The 19,554-nt window shown below is 71.1% G+C and carries 14 protein-coding genes, 2 pseudogenes and 1 riboswitch; of the genes and pseudogenes, 9 read left to right on the forward strand and 7 right to left on the reverse strand.

Annotated features, from left to right (window positions below; genetic code table 11):
• Positions 1-276: 276 nt before the first annotated feature.
• Complete coding sequence (locus tag Vqi01_RS16210; protein WP_013288855.1) at positions 277-480, reverse strand: cold-shock protein; 204 nt, start codon at positions 478-480, stop codon at positions 277-279.
• Between the two features lie 397 nt (positions 481-877).
• Here Vqi01_RS16210 and Vqi01_RS16215 point away from each other — a divergent pair, with 397 nt between their 5' ends.
• Positions 878-1,408, forward strand: coding sequence for a GNAT family N-acetyltransferase (locus Vqi01_RS16215; RefSeq protein WP_204035637.1), 531 nt, complete (start codon positions 878-880; stop codon positions 1,406-1,408).
• Positions 1,409-1,572: 164 nt separating this feature from the next.
• On the opposite strand, the gene paaN is transcribed toward Vqi01_RS16215, so the two are convergent.
• The 6 genes from paaN to Vqi01_RS16245 all read right to left on the reverse strand — a co-directional run bounded on the left by paaN (position 1,573) and on the right by Vqi01_RS16245 (position 10,736).
• Positions 1,573-3,246 (reverse strand): phenylacetic acid degradation protein PaaN, encoded by a 1,674-nt coding sequence (paaN, locus tag Vqi01_RS16220; protein ID WP_204035638.1) that lies wholly within the window; start codon positions 3,244-3,246, stop codon positions 1,573-1,575.
• Between the two features lie 52 nt (positions 3,247-3,298).
• Entirely contained in the window at positions 3,299-4,318 is a 1,020-nt protein-coding gene (locus tag Vqi01_RS16225; protein WP_204035639.1) for a GNAT family N-acetyltransferase, read from the reverse strand.
• 273 nt (positions 4,319-4,591) lie between these two features.
• Positions 4,592-5,878 (reverse strand): threonine synthase, encoded by a 1,287-nt coding sequence (gene thrC / locus Vqi01_RS16230; protein ID WP_204035640.1) that lies wholly within the window; start codon positions 5,876-5,878, stop codon positions 4,592-4,594.
• Positions 5,879-5,887: 9 nt separating this feature from the next.
• Positions 5,888-6,023: riboswitch (SAM riboswitch) on the reverse strand.
• A 117-nt stretch (positions 6,024-6,140) separates the two neighbouring features.
• Complete coding sequence (locus Vqi01_RS16235; RefSeq protein WP_204035641.1) at positions 6,141-6,590, reverse strand: DoxX family protein; 450 nt, start codon at positions 6,588-6,590, stop codon at positions 6,141-6,143.
• A 289-nt stretch (positions 6,591-6,879) separates the two neighbouring features.
• Complete coding sequence (locus Vqi01_RS16240; protein WP_372444367.1) at positions 6,880-7,872, reverse strand: ABC transporter permease; 993 nt, start codon at positions 7,870-7,872, stop codon at positions 6,880-6,882.
• Positions 7,872-10,736: an alpha/beta fold hydrolase gene (locus tag Vqi01_RS16245; RefSeq protein WP_204035643.1), complete on the reverse strand. Its 2,865-nt coding sequence runs from the start codon at positions 10,734-10,736 to the stop codon at positions 7,872-7,874. The genes Vqi01_RS16240 and Vqi01_RS16245 overlap by 1 nt, the downstream gene beginning before the upstream one ends.
• 371 nt (positions 10,737-11,107) lie before the next feature.
• Between Vqi01_RS16245 and Vqi01_RS16250 the strand changes: the two genes are divergently transcribed.
• The 8 genes and pseudogenes from Vqi01_RS16250 to Vqi01_RS16280 all read left to right on the forward strand — a co-directional run.
• A complete protein-coding gene (locus tag Vqi01_RS16250) occupies positions 11,108-12,298 on the forward strand; it encodes a hypothetical protein (protein ID WP_204035644.1) in 1,191 nt (396 codons plus the stop codon).
• On the forward strand, positions 12,285-14,648 hold the full coding sequence (locus tag Vqi01_RS16255; protein WP_204035645.1) for an ATP-binding protein: 2,364 nt from the start codon (positions 12,285-12,287) through the stop codon (positions 14,646-14,648). The genes Vqi01_RS16250 and Vqi01_RS16255 overlap by 14 nt, the downstream gene beginning before the upstream one ends.
• A complete protein-coding gene (locus Vqi01_RS16260) occupies positions 14,645-15,115 on the forward strand; it encodes a roadblock/LC7 domain-containing protein (RefSeq protein WP_189041803.1) in 471 nt (156 codons plus the stop codon). Before Vqi01_RS16255 ends, Vqi01_RS16260 begins: the two co-directional genes overlap by 4 nt.
• Complete coding sequence (locus tag Vqi01_RS16265) at positions 15,112-15,594, forward strand: DUF742 domain-containing protein (protein WP_204035646.1); 483 nt, start codon at positions 15,112-15,114, stop codon at positions 15,592-15,594. Before Vqi01_RS16260 ends, Vqi01_RS16265 begins: the two co-directional genes overlap by 4 nt.
• Positions 15,572-16,318: a GTP-binding protein gene (locus Vqi01_RS16270; RefSeq protein ID WP_204035647.1), complete on the forward strand. Its 747-nt coding sequence runs from the start codon at positions 15,572-15,574 to the stop codon at positions 16,316-16,318. Before Vqi01_RS16265 ends, Vqi01_RS16270 begins: the two co-directional genes overlap by 23 nt.
• 40 nt (positions 16,319-16,358) lie before the next feature.
• Positions 16,359-16,874, forward strand: a complete 516-nt coding sequence (locus Vqi01_RS16275; RefSeq protein ID WP_204035648.1) for a hypothetical protein — start codon at positions 16,359-16,361, stop codon at positions 16,872-16,874.
• Positions 16,875-16,910: 36 nt separating this feature from the next.
• Positions 16,911-17,514 (forward strand): annotated as a pseudogene (locus Vqi01_RS31610) (AAA family ATPase); the annotation flags it as partial.
• Positions 17,515-17,714: 200 nt separating this feature from the next.
• A pseudogene (locus Vqi01_RS16280) lies at positions 17,715-19,274 on the forward strand (AAA family ATPase); the annotation flags it as partial.
• Between the last annotated feature and the right edge of the window lie 280 nt (positions 19,275-19,554).

Raw genomic sequence — 19,554 nt, forward strand, 5'->3', positions numbered from 1 at the left:
GCCCGGCTGACCGGGGTGGCCACCCGGAAAGCCTGCCGGGCCGAAAGCGGTCGGGTCGGTCGGCAGAGGGTCGGGTCGACCGGTGACGGGGTTCGGCTCACCGGGTGACGACGGCGACGGACCTGCCGGGGGTGACTGGTCGGACATGAGGCTCCTCAGCGACGGCTGGATCGACCCATGATCTTCCCTTGTGGGGTGCCCGAACCGCAGTCCCCTCCGGCCGCGATCACGCCACCCCTACCGACGGTCGGCCGGTGGGATGGGTGAGGTGTGCACTCAGGCGATGACGCGTACCCGCTCGGCCTGGGGGCCCTTCTGGCCCTGGGCGATCTCGAACTCCACCCGCTGACCGTCGTCCAGCGCCTTGTAGCCGTCCATCTCGATCGCGGAGAAGTGAACGAAGACGTCCTGCCCGCCGTCGACGGCGATGAAGCCGTAGCCCTTCTCGGCGTTGAACCACTTCACGGTGCCCTGTGCCACGGTGTTTTCCTCACTCTGCACGGCGTTCCAACCAACTCTGGTCACCGGCGCACCGGCAACCCGAATTCACCGTCCCGGCGATCGGAGGCGACCACTGAAACGGTGACCGAAATCGCACGGTACACGAGGAGTGACGAAGGCGCACGACCACAAATCGGGCATAGTTCGACCGATGACGTCCGCTTCTGTCGATCGGATATCGCGGCTGCCGGAATACCTTCTTCCGTCATCCGACATTGATCAACCAAACTGGCTGATCAGAGCGCGCAACTCGGCGAGGTGAGCATCGAGGGAGGGATCGGCCGATCCGATCCGTCTTCCGTCAAGATCGCGGAGGACCGCCCTGCCACAGCAATTCCGAAACTTCGTCGTACATCATTGTGATAGGCATGCCGGCATGACCAACGTGGCGGACGCGGCGGGCCTGCGGCGAGCGGAGATCAGGCGGGTCCGGCCCACGGATGCCGGCCGGATGCGCGCGCTGCGGCTGGAGATGCTCGCCGACACCCCGCTGGCCTTCCTGGAAACGATCGCCGAAGCGGCGGCCCGCCCGCACGCGGAGTACGCCGCCCGGATCGCCCAGGTTTCGGCCGGCACGGTCAACGCACAGTTCGTCGCGGACCCGGGCGGCCGACTGGTCGGCCAGATCGGTGGGATGGCCCACCCGACGGAGTCGAGGGTCACGCTGCTCTACGCGGTCTACGTAACCCCGGCCTGGCGGGGCAACGGCCTGCTCGCGGACCTGGTCGCGGCGGCAGCCGCTTGGTCGCGGGAGTGCTGGCGGGACGAGCTGATGCTCGAAGTGGTGGTGGGCAACGACCGCGCCTACCGGGCCTACCGGCGGTTGGGCTTCACCGACACCGGGGTACGCGTCCCGCATCCCACCGTTCCCGGCCTTCGCGAACTCCAGATGCGCCGCCGCGCGTGACCGCTGGTGCGGGCACAGGGCGAGCTCTCCCGCCAGCCCACCCCAGCCGGCGGCATCGAACTCACGATGACCCGGGAGGGTTCCGGGGCAGCCCGACCCGCGCAGGGATCAAGCCTGACCGCCCGGAGCGGGTCGGGCTGCCCCGGAACCCCCACCGCAACCACTCACACGTGCCGGCGGCTCTGCACGATCCGGAACCGATTGGCCACGTACGCCCCATCGGTCAACGCCGCGTTCGCCGCCGCGTTCAACCCGCTGCCGTGGAAGTCGGAGAACGCCGCCGACTGGTTCACGAAAACCCCGCCGGTGAGGTTGGCCGACAGATGCACCCCGACCTCGATCGCGGCGTCCTCGGCCGCGTCCAGCACCCCGGGATCGGTGGAGTAGACCGCCGCCGTCAGCGCGCCCTTCTCGCCCACCGTCGCGCGCAGGATCTCCAGGCTGTGCGCGGTGGAGTCGGTGGCGATGGCGAAGGAGATCGGCCCGAACCACTCCCGTGAGTAGGTCGCGGTGTCGTCCGCGTCCAGCTTGACGATGGTCGGCGTACGCACCACGGCGTCGGGGAAGGCGGGGTGCTCGACGGTATGCGACTCCAGGACCGGCTCGCCGACCTTGGTGACCTCGTCCAGGCGCTCCAGCACCCCGTCGTTGACGATCGCGCCGGTCAGTTCGACGCCCCGGGCCGGGTCCGCGGTGAGTTTGCCGACGGCTCCGGCGATCCCGGCGGCCACCTCGTCGAAGCTCTTGTGCCCCTGGTCGGTGTCGATCCCGTCCCGGGGGATGAGGATGTTCTGCGAGGTGGTGCACATCTGTCCGCTGTAGAGCGCGAGTGTGAAGCCCAGGTTGCGGCACATCCCGGCGAAGTCGTCGGTGGAGTCGATGACGACCGTGTTCAGCCCGGCCTTCTCGGTGTAGACCGTCGCCTGCCGGGCGTTGGCCTCCAGCCAGTCGCCGTACTCCGTGGAACCGGTGAAGTCGACGATCTTCACAGCCGGGTGCAGGGCCAGGGTCGAGGCCAGCTTCTCGCCGGGAGTCTCCGGGGCGAGCAGCACCAGGTTCGGGTCGAAGCCGGCCTCGGCGAGCACCTCACGGGCGTAGCGCACCGTGATGGCGAGCGGGAGCACGGCGCGCGGGTGCGGCTTGATCACCACCGGGTTCCCGGTGACGAGGGAGGCGAACAGGCCCGGGTACGAGTTCCAGGTGGGGAAGGTGTTGCAGGCGACGACCAGGGCCACGCCTCGGGGCACCACGTGGAAGGTCTTGGTCATCCGCAGCGGATCGCCCTTGCCGGCGGCCTTCTCCCAACTCGCCGTTTTCGGGTGCCGGGTCATCTCCGCGTAAGAGTAGGCGAGCGCCTCCAGGGCACGGTCGAGCGCGTGCGCGCCGCCGGCCTGGAAAGCCATCACGAACGCCTGGCCGCTGGTGAACTGCACCGCGTTGGCCAGCTCGAACACGTTGCGGTGCAGCCGATCGAGGATCTCCAGGCAGACGCCGACCCGGGCCTGCGGGCCGGCGTCGCGCCAGGCCGGCAACGCCGCGGACGCGGCGGCGACGAGTTGGTCGGCCGTGGCGTGCGGGTAGCGGACGTTCAGCGCGACGCCGAACGGGCTGGTCTCGGTGGCGACCCGCTCGCCGTCGGCCGGCTGGTCGAGCGGGAAGTCTCCGTCGAGGTACGCCTCGAAGGCCGCCTTGCCGTCAGCGGCGGCGCTCTCGCCGTACAGCCGAGGGCTGGGTGATTCCGGGTAGGCGGACCAGTACCCCCGGTTCGTGATCGCGGTCAGCGCACGGTTGAGGGTCTCGGCGTGCCTGTCGTACAGGGGGTGCGGGGTGTCCGTCATGCCCGCCATCATGCAACACAAAGCCCCGCGATCAGTAGGGGCGTGTCACAACTCAGATCGTCAGCTGCCAGTTGCTCCATCGATCGAGCACCCGGAAACCGAGCTGCTCGTTGATCGCGATCATGTGGTCGTTGGTCGCCGCGTTGAAGGTGTCGATCGCCCGGACGGCCGGCTCGTGGGCGAGCAGGTGCCGCAGATTCTCGATCTTGGCGAGCAGCCCGAGCCGGCGCCCCCGGTGATCGGGATCGACGATCGTGATCTGCTGGTACGCGTGCCAGTCCGCGGCGGCGCCCAGATCCAGCAGGGTCCACGCGACCAGCCGGCCGGATGCCTCGTGCCGGACACCGACGTGGTAGCGCCGCTTGCCCCGCGCCTCCAGCACCTGTTCGGTGCCGCGTACCCGCTCCGCGTCGACCTGCTCCGGTTCCCACGCCAGCTCGCCCATTGGCGCGTCGGCCAGCAGTCGCCCATCCAGGTACGCCACGTCGGCGACCAACTCGTCCGGCGTACGGCCGCGCCAGAACAGCACCTCGTAACCGGTCGACCGGGATCGGGCGTCGGCCAGCAGCGAGTCCAGTTTCGCCTGGTCGAGATCGGCGGTGTCGAGACGCCGCCGTACGTCGGGCAGGGCATCGACCGCGCCGAGGCTGGTTGCGAACGCGCTGCCCGGCGACGGACGGTCGGGCTCGTCGGGTAGCTGCGTCGGGCTCATCGCGCTGACCCGTTTGCGCCCGCGCTCGCGCAGTACGTCTAGGCCGTGTTCGTACAACGCCCGGCCCACGCCCCGGCGGCGGTACGCCGGATGCACGACCAGATCGGCGGAGGCGTTCTCGGTGTTGTCCAGCTGTGGCAGGTCGAGCGCGAGGAAGCCGACCGGCTCGCCGTCGATCTGGGCGAGCAGGTGAATCGCCTCGCTGCCCGGCATCGGATGGTGGAACAGGGCCATGAACCGCCGACGGCAGAACGGTGGAAAATCCGGCAGATCGGCGGCCACCTGCGCCACACCGATCTGGTATGCCTGCTCGATGGCCGGCTCGTCGGCGGCCCCGAAAGGGGTGACGGTGATGGTCATACCGCCAGCGTGGCGCGACGACAGACGAGCGGGCCAGCGAATTTTCGCTGACCCGCTCGGACGTTGGTCGGGAGGGTCGATCGCACAACGCCTCCGGCGTTGGGTCGTACAGACTAAAAGTCTCCGGCGAAACGCCCTCCCGCACGGAGCATTTTGCGCTGTCCGGTTCCTGCCGTCAAGTCCCCCGCCGCCGCGTTTCACAAACCGGTAAGGAAGGGCCCCTTATTAACGCCTCATGTATAGGAAGGGCCCCTTTTTAACAGGCAACTCGCCTCAGCCGAGCAGGCCGGCGTCGCGCGCCGCCCGCAGGGAGGGCTTGATCCGATGGGTCGGGCCGACCTGGCCGGCGACCGCGTCCAGGGTCTTCAGGCCCTCGCCGGTGTTGAACACCACGGTCTCGGCGGTCGGGTCCAACTTGCCGGACTCGACCAGCTTGCGCAGGACCGCCACGGTCACCCCACCCGCGGTCTCCGCGAAGACCCCGGTGGTACGCGACAGCAGCTGCACCCCGGCGCGGATCTCGTCGTCGTCGGCGTACTCCATCCAACCGCCGGTGCGGCGGACCGCTTCCAGGGCGTACACCCCGGCGGCCGGATCCCCGATGTTGAGTGACTTCGCGATCCCGGTGGGCTTGACCGGGGTGATGGTGTCGCTGCCCGCGTGCAGGGCGGTGGCGATCGGGTTGCAGCCGGCCGACTGTGCCCCGAAGACCTTCCAGCCGCCGGCCGGCGGCTCGACCAGCCCGATCTCGACCAGTTCGCTGAACGCCTTGTCGATCTTGGTGAGCAGTTCACCCGAGGCCATCGGGATGACCACCTGGGCCGGGATACGCCAGCCGAGTTGCTCGGCCACCTCGTAGCCGAGCGTCTTCGAGCCCTCCGCGTAGTACGGCCGGACGTTGACGTTGACGAACGCGGTGTCCTCGAACTCGTCGGTCTCCACCAGCTCGCCGCAGAGTCGGTTCACGTCGTCGTACGAGCCGTCGATCGCCACCAGGTCGCCGCCGTAGACCGCGGTGGTCACCACCTTGCCCTGCTCCAGGTCGCTGGGGATGAAGACCACCGACGGAGCACCCACCCGGGCGGCGTGCGCGGCCACCGAGTTGGCCAGGTTGCCGGTGGATGCACAGGCAAACCGGGAGAAGCCGAGCGTACGAGCGGCGGTCAGCGCCACCGACACCACCCGGTCCTTGAACGAGTGGGTCGGGTTGGCGCTGTCGTCCTTGACCCAGAGTGGAGCGGTGATGCCGACCTCGGCGGCGAGCCGGTCGGCGACCACCAGCGGGGTGAAGCCGGGGTCCAGGGTGACCCGGGTGGCCGGGTCCTGACCGGCGGGCAGCAGGGCTGCATACCGCCAGATGTTGCGTGGGCCTGCCTCGATCTGCTCACGGGTGACGGTGGCGAGAGCGGCCGGGTCGTAGTCGACCTCGAGCGGACCGAAACACTCGTAACAGGCGTGCTGGGCAACGAGTGGGTAGTGGGCCGAACAGGCGCGGCAGACCAGGGCACGGGCGGGGCTGGCGGTGGTGCCGATACCGGGAGCGGCGAGCGTCGACGTCATGTCGAGGTCCTCTCATCTTTCCCCGCGTCGCACCTTGCGGCGGGGACGGAATTGGCACCTGTCCCGTCGGACGCTCAACGGTGAGCGCGCGGGGTGGTTGCCGGGGCGTCATCGGGCCGTATCCCTCAGCCCCTCTGGATGAGGTATGCAGTTGTATCGCCGAGTCTAGGCAATCCGCCGTCGCTCGTCGCCCGTCAATCCCAGCCTGTGAGCGATTCCTCAGCGGCACCGTCGCGTGCCCCGGTGCCGCTGAGGGCCGCCGTCAGGCCGGCACGGACCGCCGATCATCCGCGCCGAACTCCACCGCGTCGGCAGTTCGCTGCCGAAGCAGGGTGTCCAACGCCCAGTTACCTGGGCCGAGCACCGCGACCAGGAAGAACGACCAACAGAACAACACGGCCAGCTCGCCGTGATTGCTCAGCGGCAGGAGGGCCTCGGGCTGATGAACCATGAAGTACGCGTACGCCATCGAGCCCGAGGCCAGTAGCGCGGCGGGTCGAGCGAACAGGCCGACGAACACCAGCAGGCCGCAGAGCCCCTGGATCAGGGCAGCCCACCAGCCGGGCCACTGCCCGAGCGGGATCGGCTCGCCGCTACCGCGGTTGCCGCCGAGGACGCCGAACAGGGATGCCAGGCCGTGGCAGAGGAAGAGCAGGCCGATGACCATGCGGAACAGGGACAGTGCCGGCCCGCCGAACCGGTCAGTACGCATTCTGGTACCTCCATTGGAGATGGGTGGTGGTGGCACCCAGAATGCGGGATTGATAGATAGTTGTCGATGCAATCTCTTCCTTTGGGAACGCTCCCACGCTCATGGTACCGGCTGGAGGTTCCGAAATCAGCTCTGCTGGGGCGGCAGGCCGCCGTCACCGCCGATCGGATCGATCGGCCTGGGAGAAGCGCCCTCCGACCCCGCCCACTCCGATGCCCCCAGCACCCAGCGTCCCTCGATGGGCCTCCCGGTCCAAGATCCGCTGCTCGAGCCACTCCCGAAGGGGCGATCAGGAGACGATGTCCTTGCGGGTGAAGCGCCAGAAAGCGAGCCCCCAGAAGAGGGTGGCGTAGGAGATCGCGGAGATGGTCCCGCGGACGATGTCGTCGGCCTGCACCGGCGTGGAGAGCAGCCCGAGCCAGGCGGCGCTGTAGTGGGTGGGAAGGAAGGAACGGATCGCGCCGAGCGCGGTGATCTGGTCCAGGATGCTGGACAGGATCCACAGCAGCACTGCGCCGCCCACCGCGCCCAGCGCCGCATCCGTGACGACCGAGAGCAGGAACGCCAGTCCGGCGACCACCAGCAGCACCACCGCCAGATAGCCGAGCACCGCGAGCAGCCGCAGCAACCCCGCACCGGGTTCGAGTTGCGCGGCGACGGTGCTGCGCAGCGGTGACCAGCCGTACCGGAGTGTGCCGATCAGCAGAGCGGTGCCGGCGAGCAGCAGCAACGCCAACGCCGAGTAGGTGAGCGCGACCAGCAGTTTGATCGCCAGCAACCGGGCCCGGGGCACCGGTATCGACAGCAGATAACGCAGACTGCCCCAGCTCGCCTCGCTGGCCACGGTGTCCCCGAAGAACAGCGCCACCACCACGACCAGCAGGAACGAGGCCGAGACGAAGAGGCTGAACAGGGTGAAGTTCAGCCCGCCCGAGGTGGCGAGTGAGACGAGGCTGCCGAACTCGCCCCGGCCTGGCTCCTCTTCTTCTGAGCCGAACTGGAAGGCGATCAGGATGATCAGCGGCAGCAGCGCCATGAAGCCGAGCGCCAACTGGGTGCGCCGACGAGCCGCCTGACGACGGAACTCCGCACCGAACGGCAGCGTCCGCGACGGCCGGTAGCCGGCCGCCGCTCCGGACGGCGCCACCCCCGCCCCCGGCGATGCCGTGCCCGACGGCACCGTGCCCGACGGCGCCGAGCCCGACGACACCGCCCCCGACGGCGTCTCCGACTTCGCTGGCTCGTCCCCGTCCCGCGTCGGTCCGACGGTCGATCCCGCCATCATCGGTCCCCGCTTCCCCGAGAGTTCTCGCCCACCAGGGCGAGAAAGGCGTCCTCCAGGCGGCGCCGGGGCACCACCCGGTTCACCCCGACACCGGCCCGGACCAGTTCGGCCACCACCTCGCTGCGAGCCGTGCCGTCGGTGTCGATGACGATCTGCCCGTCGGCCTCGTCCAGCACCCGTACGCCGCCGAGACCGTCGAGCACGGTCCGGGCCGCCGCCGGGTCGCTCACCTCGAACAGCACGCTGGGCGAATCACCGACGATTTCCCCGACCGGCCCGGAGGCCACGATCCGGCCCTTGTTGACCACCACTGCGTGGGTGCAGGTCTGCTCGACCTCGGCGAGCAGATGGCTGGAGACCAGCACGGCCCGGCCGTCGGTGGCGTACCGCTGGAGCACCCGGCGCATCTCGGCGATCTGCGGCGGGTCCAGCCCGTCGGTCGGTTCGTCGAGCACCAGCAGTTCCGGCAGGCCGAGCATGGCTTGGGCGATCGCCAGTCGCTGTTTCATGCCGTGGCTGTACTTGCGCACCTTCCGGTGCACCGACGAGCCCAGGCCGGCGATCCCCAGTGCCTGCTCGAAGTGGGCGTCGGCGATCGGCCGGCCGGTCGCCCGCCAGTACGCCTTCAGGTTCTCCAGACCGGAGAGGTGCGGCAGGAAGCCAGGGCCCTCGACCAGCGCACCGATCCGCGACAGCACGGGCGAACCGGGAACCAGACGGTGCCCGAAGACGTAGATCTCCCCGGCGGTCGGCTGGGTCAGTCCCATCAACACCCGCAGGGTGGTGGTCTTGCCGGCGCCATTTGGCCCGAGCAGGCCGACCACCTGGCCGGGGTGCACCTCGAAGTCCACCTCGGAGACTGCCACGAAGCCGTCGGCGTACTCCTTGCGCAGATGGCGCACGGCCAGCGGGGTGTCCGCGTACGCCGGGTGGACGGAGGTGTCCTGGCGACGGTGCCGCCAGCGGACGACGGCGACGACCGCGACGAGCCCGACCACGATCGCGGCGAGCAACCCGGCCAACACCCAGCGCCAGAGCAGGGCCTCGGTCGGGATCGGCTCACCGGCGACCGTCGGCAGGCTCACCGGAGCCTCCCCGACGGCCACCGTGTGCACGGTCGGCTCGATGGGCGTGGCGTACGCCTGGTCCGAGGTGGCGACGACCAGCCGGAGCCGGTGGCCGGCCTCGACCCGGTGGACGATCGCCGGGAGGGTGACGGTGACCGGCTGGGCGGCGTCGATGTTCTCCGGCAGGCCGGTCAGCCGGACCGGGGCGATCAGCCCACTGGGCAGGGTGGCCGCGCCCTCCTGGTCGACGTCGTAGAGCTTGACGAAGAGGACCGCCGCACCGCTGGCCGAGGCGGCGCGGATCTGCACGGTCGGTGAACCGACGATGTCGACGGCCTCGGCCAACGGCTCGGAGGTGAACCGGGCGTGCTGCCCGGGGAGGTCGTCGGCCACCCCGCTGAGAAAGGAACTGAGCGAGCCGGCGAAGGGCACCGACGAGATGGCGGCCGGGTTCCGGCCGGGCGGGTTGGCCACGGGTTGGGCCGGCCCGGTCACCGTGACCTCCCGCCGCGACTCTCCGCCCACGCCGGGGTAGTCGGTGGTGCGGTAGCCGGTCGCGACCAGCCCGCGGCCCATTGCGTCGAAGCCGGCGATCCGGGAGAAGGTGAAGGTGTCTCCCGGGACTTCCCCGGTCTCCGCGACGTAGTGGTCGAGCCACTGGGCGGTCAGGAACTTCACCCGGTCGGAGTCGCTACGCGGGCCGGCGCCGCCGTCATGGCCACCGGTGAACCAGGCGACCCGGACCGGGGTGCCGTTCGCGGCGATGCCCCGGGCATTGGCGTCGGCCTCACCGAGTGGGAAGAGGGTGTCCGCGCCGCCCTGGACCAGCAGGGTCGGTGCGGTGATCCGGTCCAGCACCCCGGCCGGGCTGGAGCGTCGCAGCAGGTCGACGGCGGCCTGGTCGGCCCGACCGGTGGTGGCGATACGCAGGTACGCGGCGCAGACATCCGCGGCGAACCGACCGCACGACGGGTTGGCACCGCCGCCGTTGCTCGGCGCACCCGGTGCGGTTCCCGGGCCGGTGCCCGGAGCGGGGCTGGGCGGGCCGGGGGCGGGCGCTCCCTCCGGTGCCTCGGCGGTGTTGCCGGAGATCCCGGTCGGGCCGGAGCCGGCGTTGCCTCCGCCGCCGAAGAAGATGCCGGCCCAGCCGGATTTGAACACCCCGTCGGTCGGCGCCGCGCCAGTGCTCTCCGGCAGGAAGGACCGGGCCAGGTCGTTCCAGGTGATCATCGGGATGATCGCGTCCACCCGTTGGTCCTGGGCGGCGAGCAGGAGCGCCAGGGCACCGCCGTAGGAGCCGCCGACCACGCCCACGCGCGGGTCGCCTGCCGCGTCGGTACGGATCTCAGGGCGTTCCGCCAGCCAGTCGAGCAGCCGTTGGGCGTCGCGTACCTCGTAGTCGGGGTTGTCCAGGTGGATCTGACCACCGCTGCGGCCGAAGCCTCGCGCGGTCCAGGTCAGCACCGCGTAGCCGCGCTCGGCCAGGTCTTCGGCATCGGCGCGGACCGAGTCCTTGGTGCCGCCGAAGCCGTGCGCGAGCAGCACCGCCGGAACCTCGCGGCCAGCGGTGGACCGCGGCAGATAGAGCGTGGTGTCCAGGTCGACCGGCTCGTCACCGGTCGGGCCGGATCGGACGGTGAGCATCGCGGACTCGGTGCGGAAACCGGGTCGGTCCGGCCAGGCGGCCCAGACCACGGCCGCCACCAGCAGGGCGAGAACCACCGACGCGGCCACCGCTCGACGTCCGGTGGGCAGGGCACGCCGGATCCGGGCGGCCGAGAGCGGCGATCTCATCTGGCACACGCTACGGCCCGCAGCCTGAGTGTTAGCTGAGATCCGCCATACGTCGGCCCCACTCGGCCAAATCGTCATCCGGAGGAGGTCATCCGCACAACGTCCATTGGGCGAACATTGAGGCGAATTCGCATTGTGGGAATTCCTGCCTTTCGTCGGATTAGACGTTGAAGCACTCCTAATGCCCTTCGGATAGCCACCCTCGGTAGCCACCACGGCGCTCCTGGGTCACATCGCTCGAAGTGACGCAAATCTGACCCCGGCAGGCCGATACCTGGTGATCCTGGTTCGGCTAGTTTTCCGGTCCGGCGCACGGGACCGGCTCGTCGACGCCGCAAGCAGAACCTGCGTCACCGCCGGAGGAGACAACCATGACCGTTCCCGCGTCGCGGGTCCGCCGCCGGCCCCGGACACCGGGTCGGCTGTTGCCGCTGCTACTCGCCACCGTGCTGCTCTTGCCGGTGGCGTTCCTTGTCATACAGGCTTACCGGTTCGTCGACGCCGACCGTGACGCCGTTGAACGAGAACAACTCGGCGTCGAGTATCTCCGGGCACTCGGCCCGGTCACCGAGGCGCTGGTGAATGCGCAGAGCGCTGCGGTCAGCGGCCACCCGCTGCCCAGGGAGAACCTGGACCGGGCGGTGGAGCAGGCCGCAGCGGTCGATGCCCGAACCGGCGACGAGCTGCGCACCAGCGAACGGTGGGCCGGGATACGCGCGAAGCTGGAAGCGCTGCCCGAGCGGTCGCTGACCGACCCGGAGGACGCATTCAACGCGTACGGCGAGGTCACCGACCTGCTGCTGGCCCTCTACGGGAAGGTCCGGGAGACCTCGGGCCTGATCCGGGACCCCGACGTCGACACGTACTTCCTGCAGGACGGCGTCGGTGAGGAGATGCCGGAAGCGTTGATCGCAGCCGGGCGCCTCACCGACCTGGTCATACTGATCGAGCAGCGACCCGCCGCCGACCAGGGGCGTTCCCTCATGGAACTGGCCACCCTCCGGTTCGCCGCGCTGCAACCAGCCAGGGACCTGGTCAACAATCTTCGCGCCGTGGTGGAGAGTTCGGAGAACGCGGAGCTGGGCGCGAACGTGCTCAACCCCTTCGACGCCTACCAGCGGGCGGTCGAGGCGATGGCACTGCTCGCCCTGCCGAACCGGAGCGGCGCGGTGGACACCGAAGGGCTCACCGGCGCGCGGAAGCAGGCGCAGCAGGCGGCCAAGCAACTCCAGCCGGTCCTCCTCGACGAGATCGACCGGCTGCTGGCGGACCGGATCGACCGGTTGAACCGGGACGCTCTGCTGGTGCTGGGCGCAGGCAGCCTCGCGGTGCTGCTGCTGATCAGCCTGGCGGTGAGCAGTTGGCTGTCTCGCACACAGGACAGCCCGACCGCGATCGATCAGCCGAGCATCGGGACCGAGCCGGTGGAGTCGGACCGGCCGACCGGCGACCGGTGGGAACCGGTCGCCCTCCGGCCAGCGGGCGAACAGACACCGGCGCTCCAGCCGGCCGGGCAGGGCCGCGAACCGGACCGGTGGAGGCCCTTCGATGCTGCTCGGTAGGCTCCGGATCCGGGGCAAACTCGCCCTGCTGGTACTCATCCCCCTGCTCTGCATGCTCGGGCTGACGCTCCCGGTGGTGGTCGAGCGCATCGGCGTGGCGCAGCGGGCAGCCGACACCGCCGACACCGTCCAGATCGCCGGCCGGGTCGGCACCCTGCTGCAACACCTCCAGCGGGAACGGATGCTCACCGTCGGTCTGCTCCTCGGTCAGGTCCAGCGCAGCGAGCTGACGCAGGAGATCGCGGAGGTGGACGACCGGGTCGTCGACCTGCGGGCCGAGTTCGGCGCCGACCTGCCGGCCGAGGTGAGCGCAGCCCTCGACGGGGTCAAGCAGTTGGCCGCGCTCCGGACGGCGGCCCTGGCCGGACGGGCCGACCCGGAACGGATCATCGGCACCTACGGGCCGCTGCACCTCGCCCTGATCAACTCGTTGCGCCTGCCCTACGACGTGGACACCCGGACCTCGGCCGGTCGCCAGGTGCTGGCGCTGGACCGGATCCTGCGCAAGAGCGAAGGGCTCTCCAGCGGTGCCGCTCTGCTCGTACTGCTCGCGGCGAAGCCGGACCCGCAGCTGGCCAGCGCCTTCGTGGCCAACATGGCCACTCTCCTCTCCGAGAGCGACCAGGTCCTCGGCCTGATCACCCCGGATCAACTGGCCCTGATGGACATCGAGCAGATCGCGCTGGACGCCCGGACCGGTCCGCAGTTCGTCGAGCGATCCGCCCTGGACCCGGTCAAAGCGCTCGCCGGCACCCCCCTGGAGGCGCTCTTCCCGACCATCTCCTCACTGACCACCCTGGGTCAGTTCGTGGAGAAGAAACTGGTCGCCGACGTCACCGCCGAGGTACGCGACGAACGCCAGCGGGCCCTCGTCGCGGCGTACTGGGTGATCGCCCTGGTTCTACTCATCCTGGGCGTCGTCATCCTGCTCACCCTGGCGATCGGCCGGACCGTGGCCCGGCCGCTGACACGGCTCACCCGCTCCGCCGACCGGGTTGCCAGGGTCGCCGAATCCGAGCTGGTCCGGGTCGCCGACGACGAGGCGGAGACCGCCCAACCGATTCGCCTCGACCGGGTCGACGTACGGGCCCGAGACGAGATCGGCGACCTGGCCCGGGCCTTCGAACGGGTGCAGAACACGGCCGCCCGGCTGGTCGAGCGGCAGGTGGCGAGCCGGCGCAACGTGGCACAGATGTTCGGCCACGTCGGCCGGCGTACCCAGAACCTGGTCGGCCGGCAGATCGCCCTGATCGACCGGCTGGAGCAGCAGGAGACCGATCCGGGACGGCTGGAGAGCCTGTATCGGCTCGACCACATCTCCAGCCGCCTGCGGCGCAACGCCGGCAACCTGGTGGTGCTCTCCGGCGCAGCCGGCGAGGTCGCCCACGTCGCGCCGGTCTCGCTGACCGACGTGGTCCGGCTCGCCCTCGGTGAGATCGAGGACTACACCCGGGTCGACGTACGGGTCCCGACCGAGGTGGCCGCCACGCCGGCGATCATCGGTGACCTGGTGCTGGCGCTGGCCGAGCTGATGGAGAACGCCACCGTCTTCTCGCCGCCACACACCCGGGTCGTGGTCGGCGGCGAACTCACCGACGAGGGTGCCCAGTTGACCGTGGTGGACCACGGGATCGGCATGACCGAGGCACGGCTCGCCGACGAGAACGCCCGGCTCACCCGACGGGAGCGGCTGGACCTCGCCCCGACCGAGGTGCTCGGGCTCTTCGTGGTGGGCCGGCTGGCCCGCCGACATGGCTGGACGGTGTCCCTCCAGGCGACCCCCGGCGGCGGCGTCACCGCCACCCTGCTGGTTCCCCGGTCGTCCCTGGTTATCGGGATGTCCGGCCGGGGCAGCGTCCCGGCCGTACCCCAGCCCGCTCTGCCGCACCGGATCCAACCCGTACCGGCGGTCCAGGCCCAGCAGGCGGAGCCCACCGCCCCGACCGACGCCCCGGCGGCGGTCGGCGGCCCCGCGCGGCCGGTCGCCGATTCACCCGGGCAGCCCGGCTTCGACCAGGCGCTGCTGGCCAGGGCCACCGAGAGCATGGAGTTGGCCGAGTCCTGGGACGCCTTCGCCACCACTGCCGGAGCCGCCCCGACGACCGACCAGAAGCCGGCCGTCGCGACCCACTCGGCCCGCGCCCGCGTCCCGCAATCCCCGCCGGCACAACTGAGCCGACGGGTCCCCGGCGCGAACCTGGTCGCCACGCCACCTCGGCAACCACTCACGCACGACCCCGGCAACCCGGCCGAGGTCCGCGATCTCATCAACGCGTTCGAGACGGGCGTCGCCCGGGCTCTGCGCGATGTCCGTACCGACCGCCGCGACGAAGAAGGAACGCCACGTTGACCAGCCCGCACGTTCACGAGAACCTCGACCACCAGAGCCACCCGGCCGGTGACCTCAGTCCCGAGGCCCGCACCTTCAACTGGCTGCTGGACTCCTTCACGTCCAGCACAGCGGGCGTTCTGGAGGCGATCGCCGTGTCGTCGGACGGCCTGCTGATGGCCATGTCCGCGATCAAGGACCGGTCCAACGCGGAGCGGCTCGCGGCGGTCGTTTCCGGTATGACCAGCCTGGCCGGCGGCGCCGCCAGCTGGTACGCCCTCGGCGGGCTGAACCGGGTCGTGGTCGACATGGCCGAGGGATATCTGCTGATCAGCGCAATCAGCAGTGGCTCGGTGCTCGGCGTGGTCGCCGACCGGTCGGCCAACCTGGGCACGGTGGCCTACGAGATGACGCTCTTCGCCGGTCGGGCCGGTAGTGCGCTCACTCCGCGCCTGATCGCCGAACTGAAGAACTCAGTGCAGCAATGAGTACCGACCCCGCCGGTGCGGAACAGGAGCCGGTGGTCCGGATCCGGCCCTACCTGCGCGAGTCCTTCCTCGCCGGTGACGCCGGCCGGAACGACGCACCGGCGGCGGTCGAATCGGAACCCGACGCGGCCGGGCCGACCGGCCCGCGCCCGTTCGTGCTCACCGCCGGCCGGGTGGCCGGCGCCGACCCGACGATCGGGCTGGAAACTCAGGTGACCGCCCGCCCGACCACCGAACCGTGGCACGTCACGGCCGCCCGGCTGACCCCGGAACTCCAGGCGATCGTGGCGCTCTGCGGTGAGCCGATCTCGGTCGCCGAGATCTCCGCCAAGACCCGGTTGCAGTTCGGCGTGACCCGGGTCCTGGTGGGCGACCTGCGCGCCGCCGGCCATCTGGACGTGCACGTCACGGACACCGACGACGCCCTCGATCCCGACATCATCCTGCGAGTGATTGATGGACTCCGTGCAATCTCCTGACTGGCCGGTCGTCCCGCCGGGCGCGCTCGCCGGCAACAGCGCCACGGCCCGCTACGGCGGCCCGGCACCGGCGCCCCTGCACCCGGCGCCTCAGCACCCGGCGCCCCCGCCGCCGTACCGGCCGCCCACCGCGACGCCCACGGCCACCGGTACGCCGCGCGCCAAGCCGCCGATCCCGGTCAAGATCCTGATCGCTGGCGGCTTCGGGGTCGGCAAGACGACCAGCGTCGCCGCGATCTCGGAGATCGTCCCGCTGACCACCGAGGCGGAAATGACGATCGCCGGGATCGGCGTCGACGACCCGGGACAGCGCTCGGAGAAGACCACCACCACGGTCGCGATGGACTTCGGTTGCGTCACCATCGACCGCAGCCTGAAGCTGTACCTGTTCGGCACACCGGGCCAGTCACGTTTCGGCTTCATGTGGGACGACCTGGCACGGGGTGCCCTTGGTGCGCTGGTGGTGGTCGACAGCGCCCGGTTGGACGACTCCTACCCGGCGATCGACTTCTTCGAGCGCGCGGGACTGCCCTTCGTGGTGGGCGTGAACGCCTTCGACGGGCAACTGGCGCACGACCTCGGTGCGATCCGGTGGGCCCTGGCGATCGGCGATCATGTACCACTGGTGCAGTTCGACGCCCGGGACCGGCTCTCGGTGCGGGACGCCCTGCTGGTCGTCCTGGACCGCGCGCTGGATCGGGCCACCCGGGACAAGCGGGCCTGAGCCGACCGGCTCACGGCCCTCGTGAGAAGGGGTGAGGCGGATGAGAGGCGGACTGGACGAGGCCCTGGCCCGGATGCGCCGGCGTGAGGAGGCGCTGCGGCGGCGGGCCACGGAGTCGACCGGAGCGACCGACGGCCCACTCGGGCCGACGGCGGGCCAGGTGGAAGACGAGGGCCCGAGCCGGATCGAAAGCCGTAACGCGGGACCCGGTTGGGCCACCGCCCGTGAGCGGACCCACGAGGCACCGCAGCGCCACGTGCTGGACGACGCCGCCGAAGCGCTGCGGGCAGTCGTCGCGGCTTACCCGGGGATGACCATCGCCGCCCGGATCGACCACGACAGCCAGGCGTACGACCTGCGGGTGACCTGGTCCGGCGCGGAGGTCACCGTCACCGGGCAGCCCGCCGCCCCGCCACCGTCCTGGCCGTTGTCGGCGAACACCGTGCCTGGCTGGCCGGCCAGCCAGGACGGCCTGGAAACGGACCCGGCGGTCCGGCTGGCCGAGCTGATCCGGCGCGACCCGTCCCTGCTCACCGGCGAGGAGCCGACGGGCTGACCGGACGATGCGTGACCGGGCCGTTAGGGTCGGACGGTGGGCGAACCCGAGTTGACCCTGACCGCGACCCTGCGTCCCGCCGCGCTCGATGCCCGACGCGGCATCGTCCGGATGCACCCTGAGGCACTCACCGCGCTCGCGCTGCGGCCGGGTGATCCCGTCCGGCTCAGCGGCCAACGGGTGAGCGCCGGTATCGTCGCCGCAGCCGAACAGACCGCGAGCGCAGCCCTGCTGCACGCCGACGACCTGATCCTCGGCAACCTGGGCGTACGCGACGGCGGGCAGGTGCGGGTGAGCCCCGCCCCGGTCACCCCCGCCGCCCGGGTGCTGCTCGCCGGACCGGCGGAGATCGTCGCGGTGGTCTCCCCGGAGATGCTCCGGCTGGCGCTGCTCGGCAAGGTGGTCACCGCCGGGGACGACGTCTCGCTGCTGCCTCAGGACGTCCTGCCGGACGCCTCGACGCGCAGCCTGGTCGAGGCGGCCCGGCGCAGCCTCTCCACCCGGGTCGGCTACGCCTGGACCAGCACCCTGCTGCGGGTGGTCGCCGCCGATCCCGACCCGGGGGCGCTGGTCACCATGGACACGGTCGTCGGCTGGGAACATGGGGCCGTCACCCACGGCACCGCCGGCCCGGCGCCCGGTCGGTCCGCGGCCCTGGCCGGCGCCGGTGCCTCGGGCAGCGTCGGCGGACCGCTGGCCGGTCTTCGGGGCGGCGTCGCCGGACCGCTGGCCGGCCTCGGGGGTGGCGCCGGCGGACCGCTGGCCGGTCTCCGGGGTGGCGCCGGCACCAGTCGCGGCGACCAGAGCGGGTCGGATCGGTCGGCCGGAGTGGTCGCGGACGTCCCGTCCGTGGACGAGCTGCCCGGCCTGCGTTCCCAGGCCGAGGAGTTGATCGAGCTGCTCGACCTCGGCTTCCACCATCGGGAGGTGCTGGGCCGCCTGGGCACCACGGTCGCGCTCGGGGTTCTCGTCGCCGGACCGGCCGGCTCGGGCAAGTCGGCGCTGGTCCGCGCAGTGGCCGCCCAGGTCGGCGCACGGGTGCATCCGCTCTGGGCGCCCGAGATCGCGGCGCTGAGCAACTCCTCGGCCGCCGGGCGGCTGCGCGAGGTGACCGCTGAGGTGATCGCCAGCGGTCCGGCCGTGCTGCTGGTCACCGACGTGGAGGCGTTGGCCCCGGCGGACGCCCCCGGCCCGGTGGCGACGGTGTTCCGCCAGTGCCTGGCCCAGGTCGTCCAGGCCGGGGCGGCAGTGGTCTGCACCACCAGCCGGCCGGAGGCCGCCGACCCGGCTCTGCGCGCCCCGGACCTGCTCTCGTTGCGGATCGACGTACCGTTGCCGGACGCGGCCCTGCGCCGGGAGCAGTTGGCCGTACTGACCCGCCCGGTGCCGCTCGCCGAGGACGTCCGCCTGGACGAGGTGGCCGGACGTACTCCCGGATTCGTCGCCGCCGACCTGGCCGCGCTGGTCCGCGAGGCCGGGGTCCGCGCGGCGCTGCGGCAGAAGGCGGCGGAGAACCCGACGGTACGGATGGACGACTTCACCGCCGCCCTGGAGGTGGTCCGGCCGACCACCATGGCCGCCGCCACCCTCGAACTGGCCCGGGTGACCCTCGACGACGTGGGTGACCTGGTGGAGGTGAAGCAGACGCTGACCGAGTCGGTGCTCTGGCCGCTGACCTACCCGGACACCTTCGCCCGGCTCGGCGTGCAACCGCCCCGCGGGGTGCTGCTCTACGGCCCGCCGGGCTGCGGCAAGACCTACCTGGTGACCGCGCTGGCCGGCACCGGTCGGGCGAACGTGCTCTCGGTCAAGGGTGCGGAGCTGCTGTCGAAGTGGGTCGGTGAGAGCGAACGCGCGGTGCGGGAACTCTTCCGCCGAGCCCGGGAGGCCGCGCCCACCCTGGTCTTCCTCGACGAGGTGGACGCCCTGGCCCCGGTACGCGGCCAGGCCACCGACGGCGGCACCACCGACCGGGTGGTCGCCGCGCTGCTCACCGAGTTGGACGGGGTGGAGGCGCTGCGCAACGTCGTGGTGATCGGCGCGACGAACCGCCCCGACCTGATCGACCCGGCGCTGCTGCGTCCCGGGCGGCTGGAGCGGCTGGTCTACGTGCCGCCTCCGGACGCCGAGGCACGGGCGGAGATCCTGCGCGCCTCGGCGCGCAACGTGCCGCTCGCCGAGGAGGTCGACCTCGCCACGCTCGGCGCGGAGCTGGACGGCTTTTCCGCCGCCGACTGCGCGGCCCTGATCCGGGAGGCGGCTTTGGCCGCGATGCGCGAGTCGCTGACCGCCACCACGGTCACCGCCGGACACGTCGAGGCTGCTCGCTCCCGCGTCCGTCCCTCCCTGGACCCGGCCCAGGTCGCCTGGCTGGCCGCCTACGCCGAGCAACGCGGCTGACCCCAACTCTCGACGCGGTAGCGCAAGACCGATGCGCGCTCCGAGCCCACCTTGCCCCGATACATCCCCCCCGCGTCAACGGATCTTGGACCGAAATGGCCCCTCGGAGGGCCGAAAGCGTCCAAGATCTCGTCTCCCCGTAACGCCTCGCAGGCATGGGAAATCCGGCCAGCATGCACGAGCCGCCCAGGCAGCGATGACGCAGTGCCGCCGATCTACTGACCACATCCCTCGCGACCGGCAATCTTGGACATTTTCTGCCCGCAGAGGGGCCTCCCGA

The sequence above is a fragment of the Micromonospora qiuiae genome (assembly GCF_016863555.1).
Taxonomy (GTDB): Bacteria; Actinomycetota; Actinomycetes; order Mycobacteriales; family Micromonosporaceae; genus Micromonospora; species Micromonospora qiuiae.

Coding starts and splice junctions, on each gene's coding strand:
- Vqi01_RS16215 (WP_204035637.1), top strand. CDS start 878: ATGACCAACGTGGCGGACGCGGCGGGCCTGCGGCGAGCGGAGATCAGG.
- paaN (WP_204035638.1), bottom strand. CDS start 3,246: ATGACGGACACCCCGCACCCCCTGTACGACAGGCACGCCGAGACCCTC.
- Vqi01_RS16225 (WP_204035639.1), bottom strand. CDS start 4,318: ATGACCATCACCGTCACCCCTTTCGGGGCCGCCGACGAGCCGGCCATC.
- thrC (WP_204035640.1), bottom strand. CDS start 5,878: ATGACGTCGACGCTCGCCGCTCCCGGTATCGGCACCACCGCCAGCCCC.
- Vqi01_RS16235 (WP_204035641.1), bottom strand. CDS start 6,590: ATGCGTACTGACCGGTTCGGCGGGCCGGCACTGTCCCTGTTCCGCATG.
- Vqi01_RS16240 (WP_372444367.1), bottom strand. CDS start 7,872: ATGGCGGGATCGACCGTCGGACCGACGCGGGACGGGGACGAGCCAGCG.
- Vqi01_RS16245 (WP_204035643.1), bottom strand. CDS start 10,736: ATGAGATCGCCGCTCTCGGCCGCCCGGATCCGGCGTGCCCTGCCCACC.
- Vqi01_RS16250 (WP_204035644.1), top strand. CDS start 11,108: ATGACCGTTCCCGCGTCGCGGGTCCGCCGCCGGCCCCGGACACCGGGT.
- Vqi01_RS16255 (WP_204035645.1), top strand. CDS start 12,285: ATGCTGCTCGGTAGGCTCCGGATCCGGGGCAAACTCGCCCTGCTGGTA.
- Vqi01_RS16265 (WP_204035646.1), top strand. CDS start 15,112: ATGAGTACCGACCCCGCCGGTGCGGAACAGGAGCCGGTGGTCCGGATC.
- Vqi01_RS16270 (WP_204035647.1), top strand. CDS start 15,572: ATGGACTCCGTGCAATCTCCTGACTGGCCGGTCGTCCCGCCGGGCGCG.
- Vqi01_RS16275 (WP_204035648.1), top strand. CDS start 16,359: ATGAGAGGCGGACTGGACGAGGCCCTGGCCCGGATGCGCCGGCGTGAG.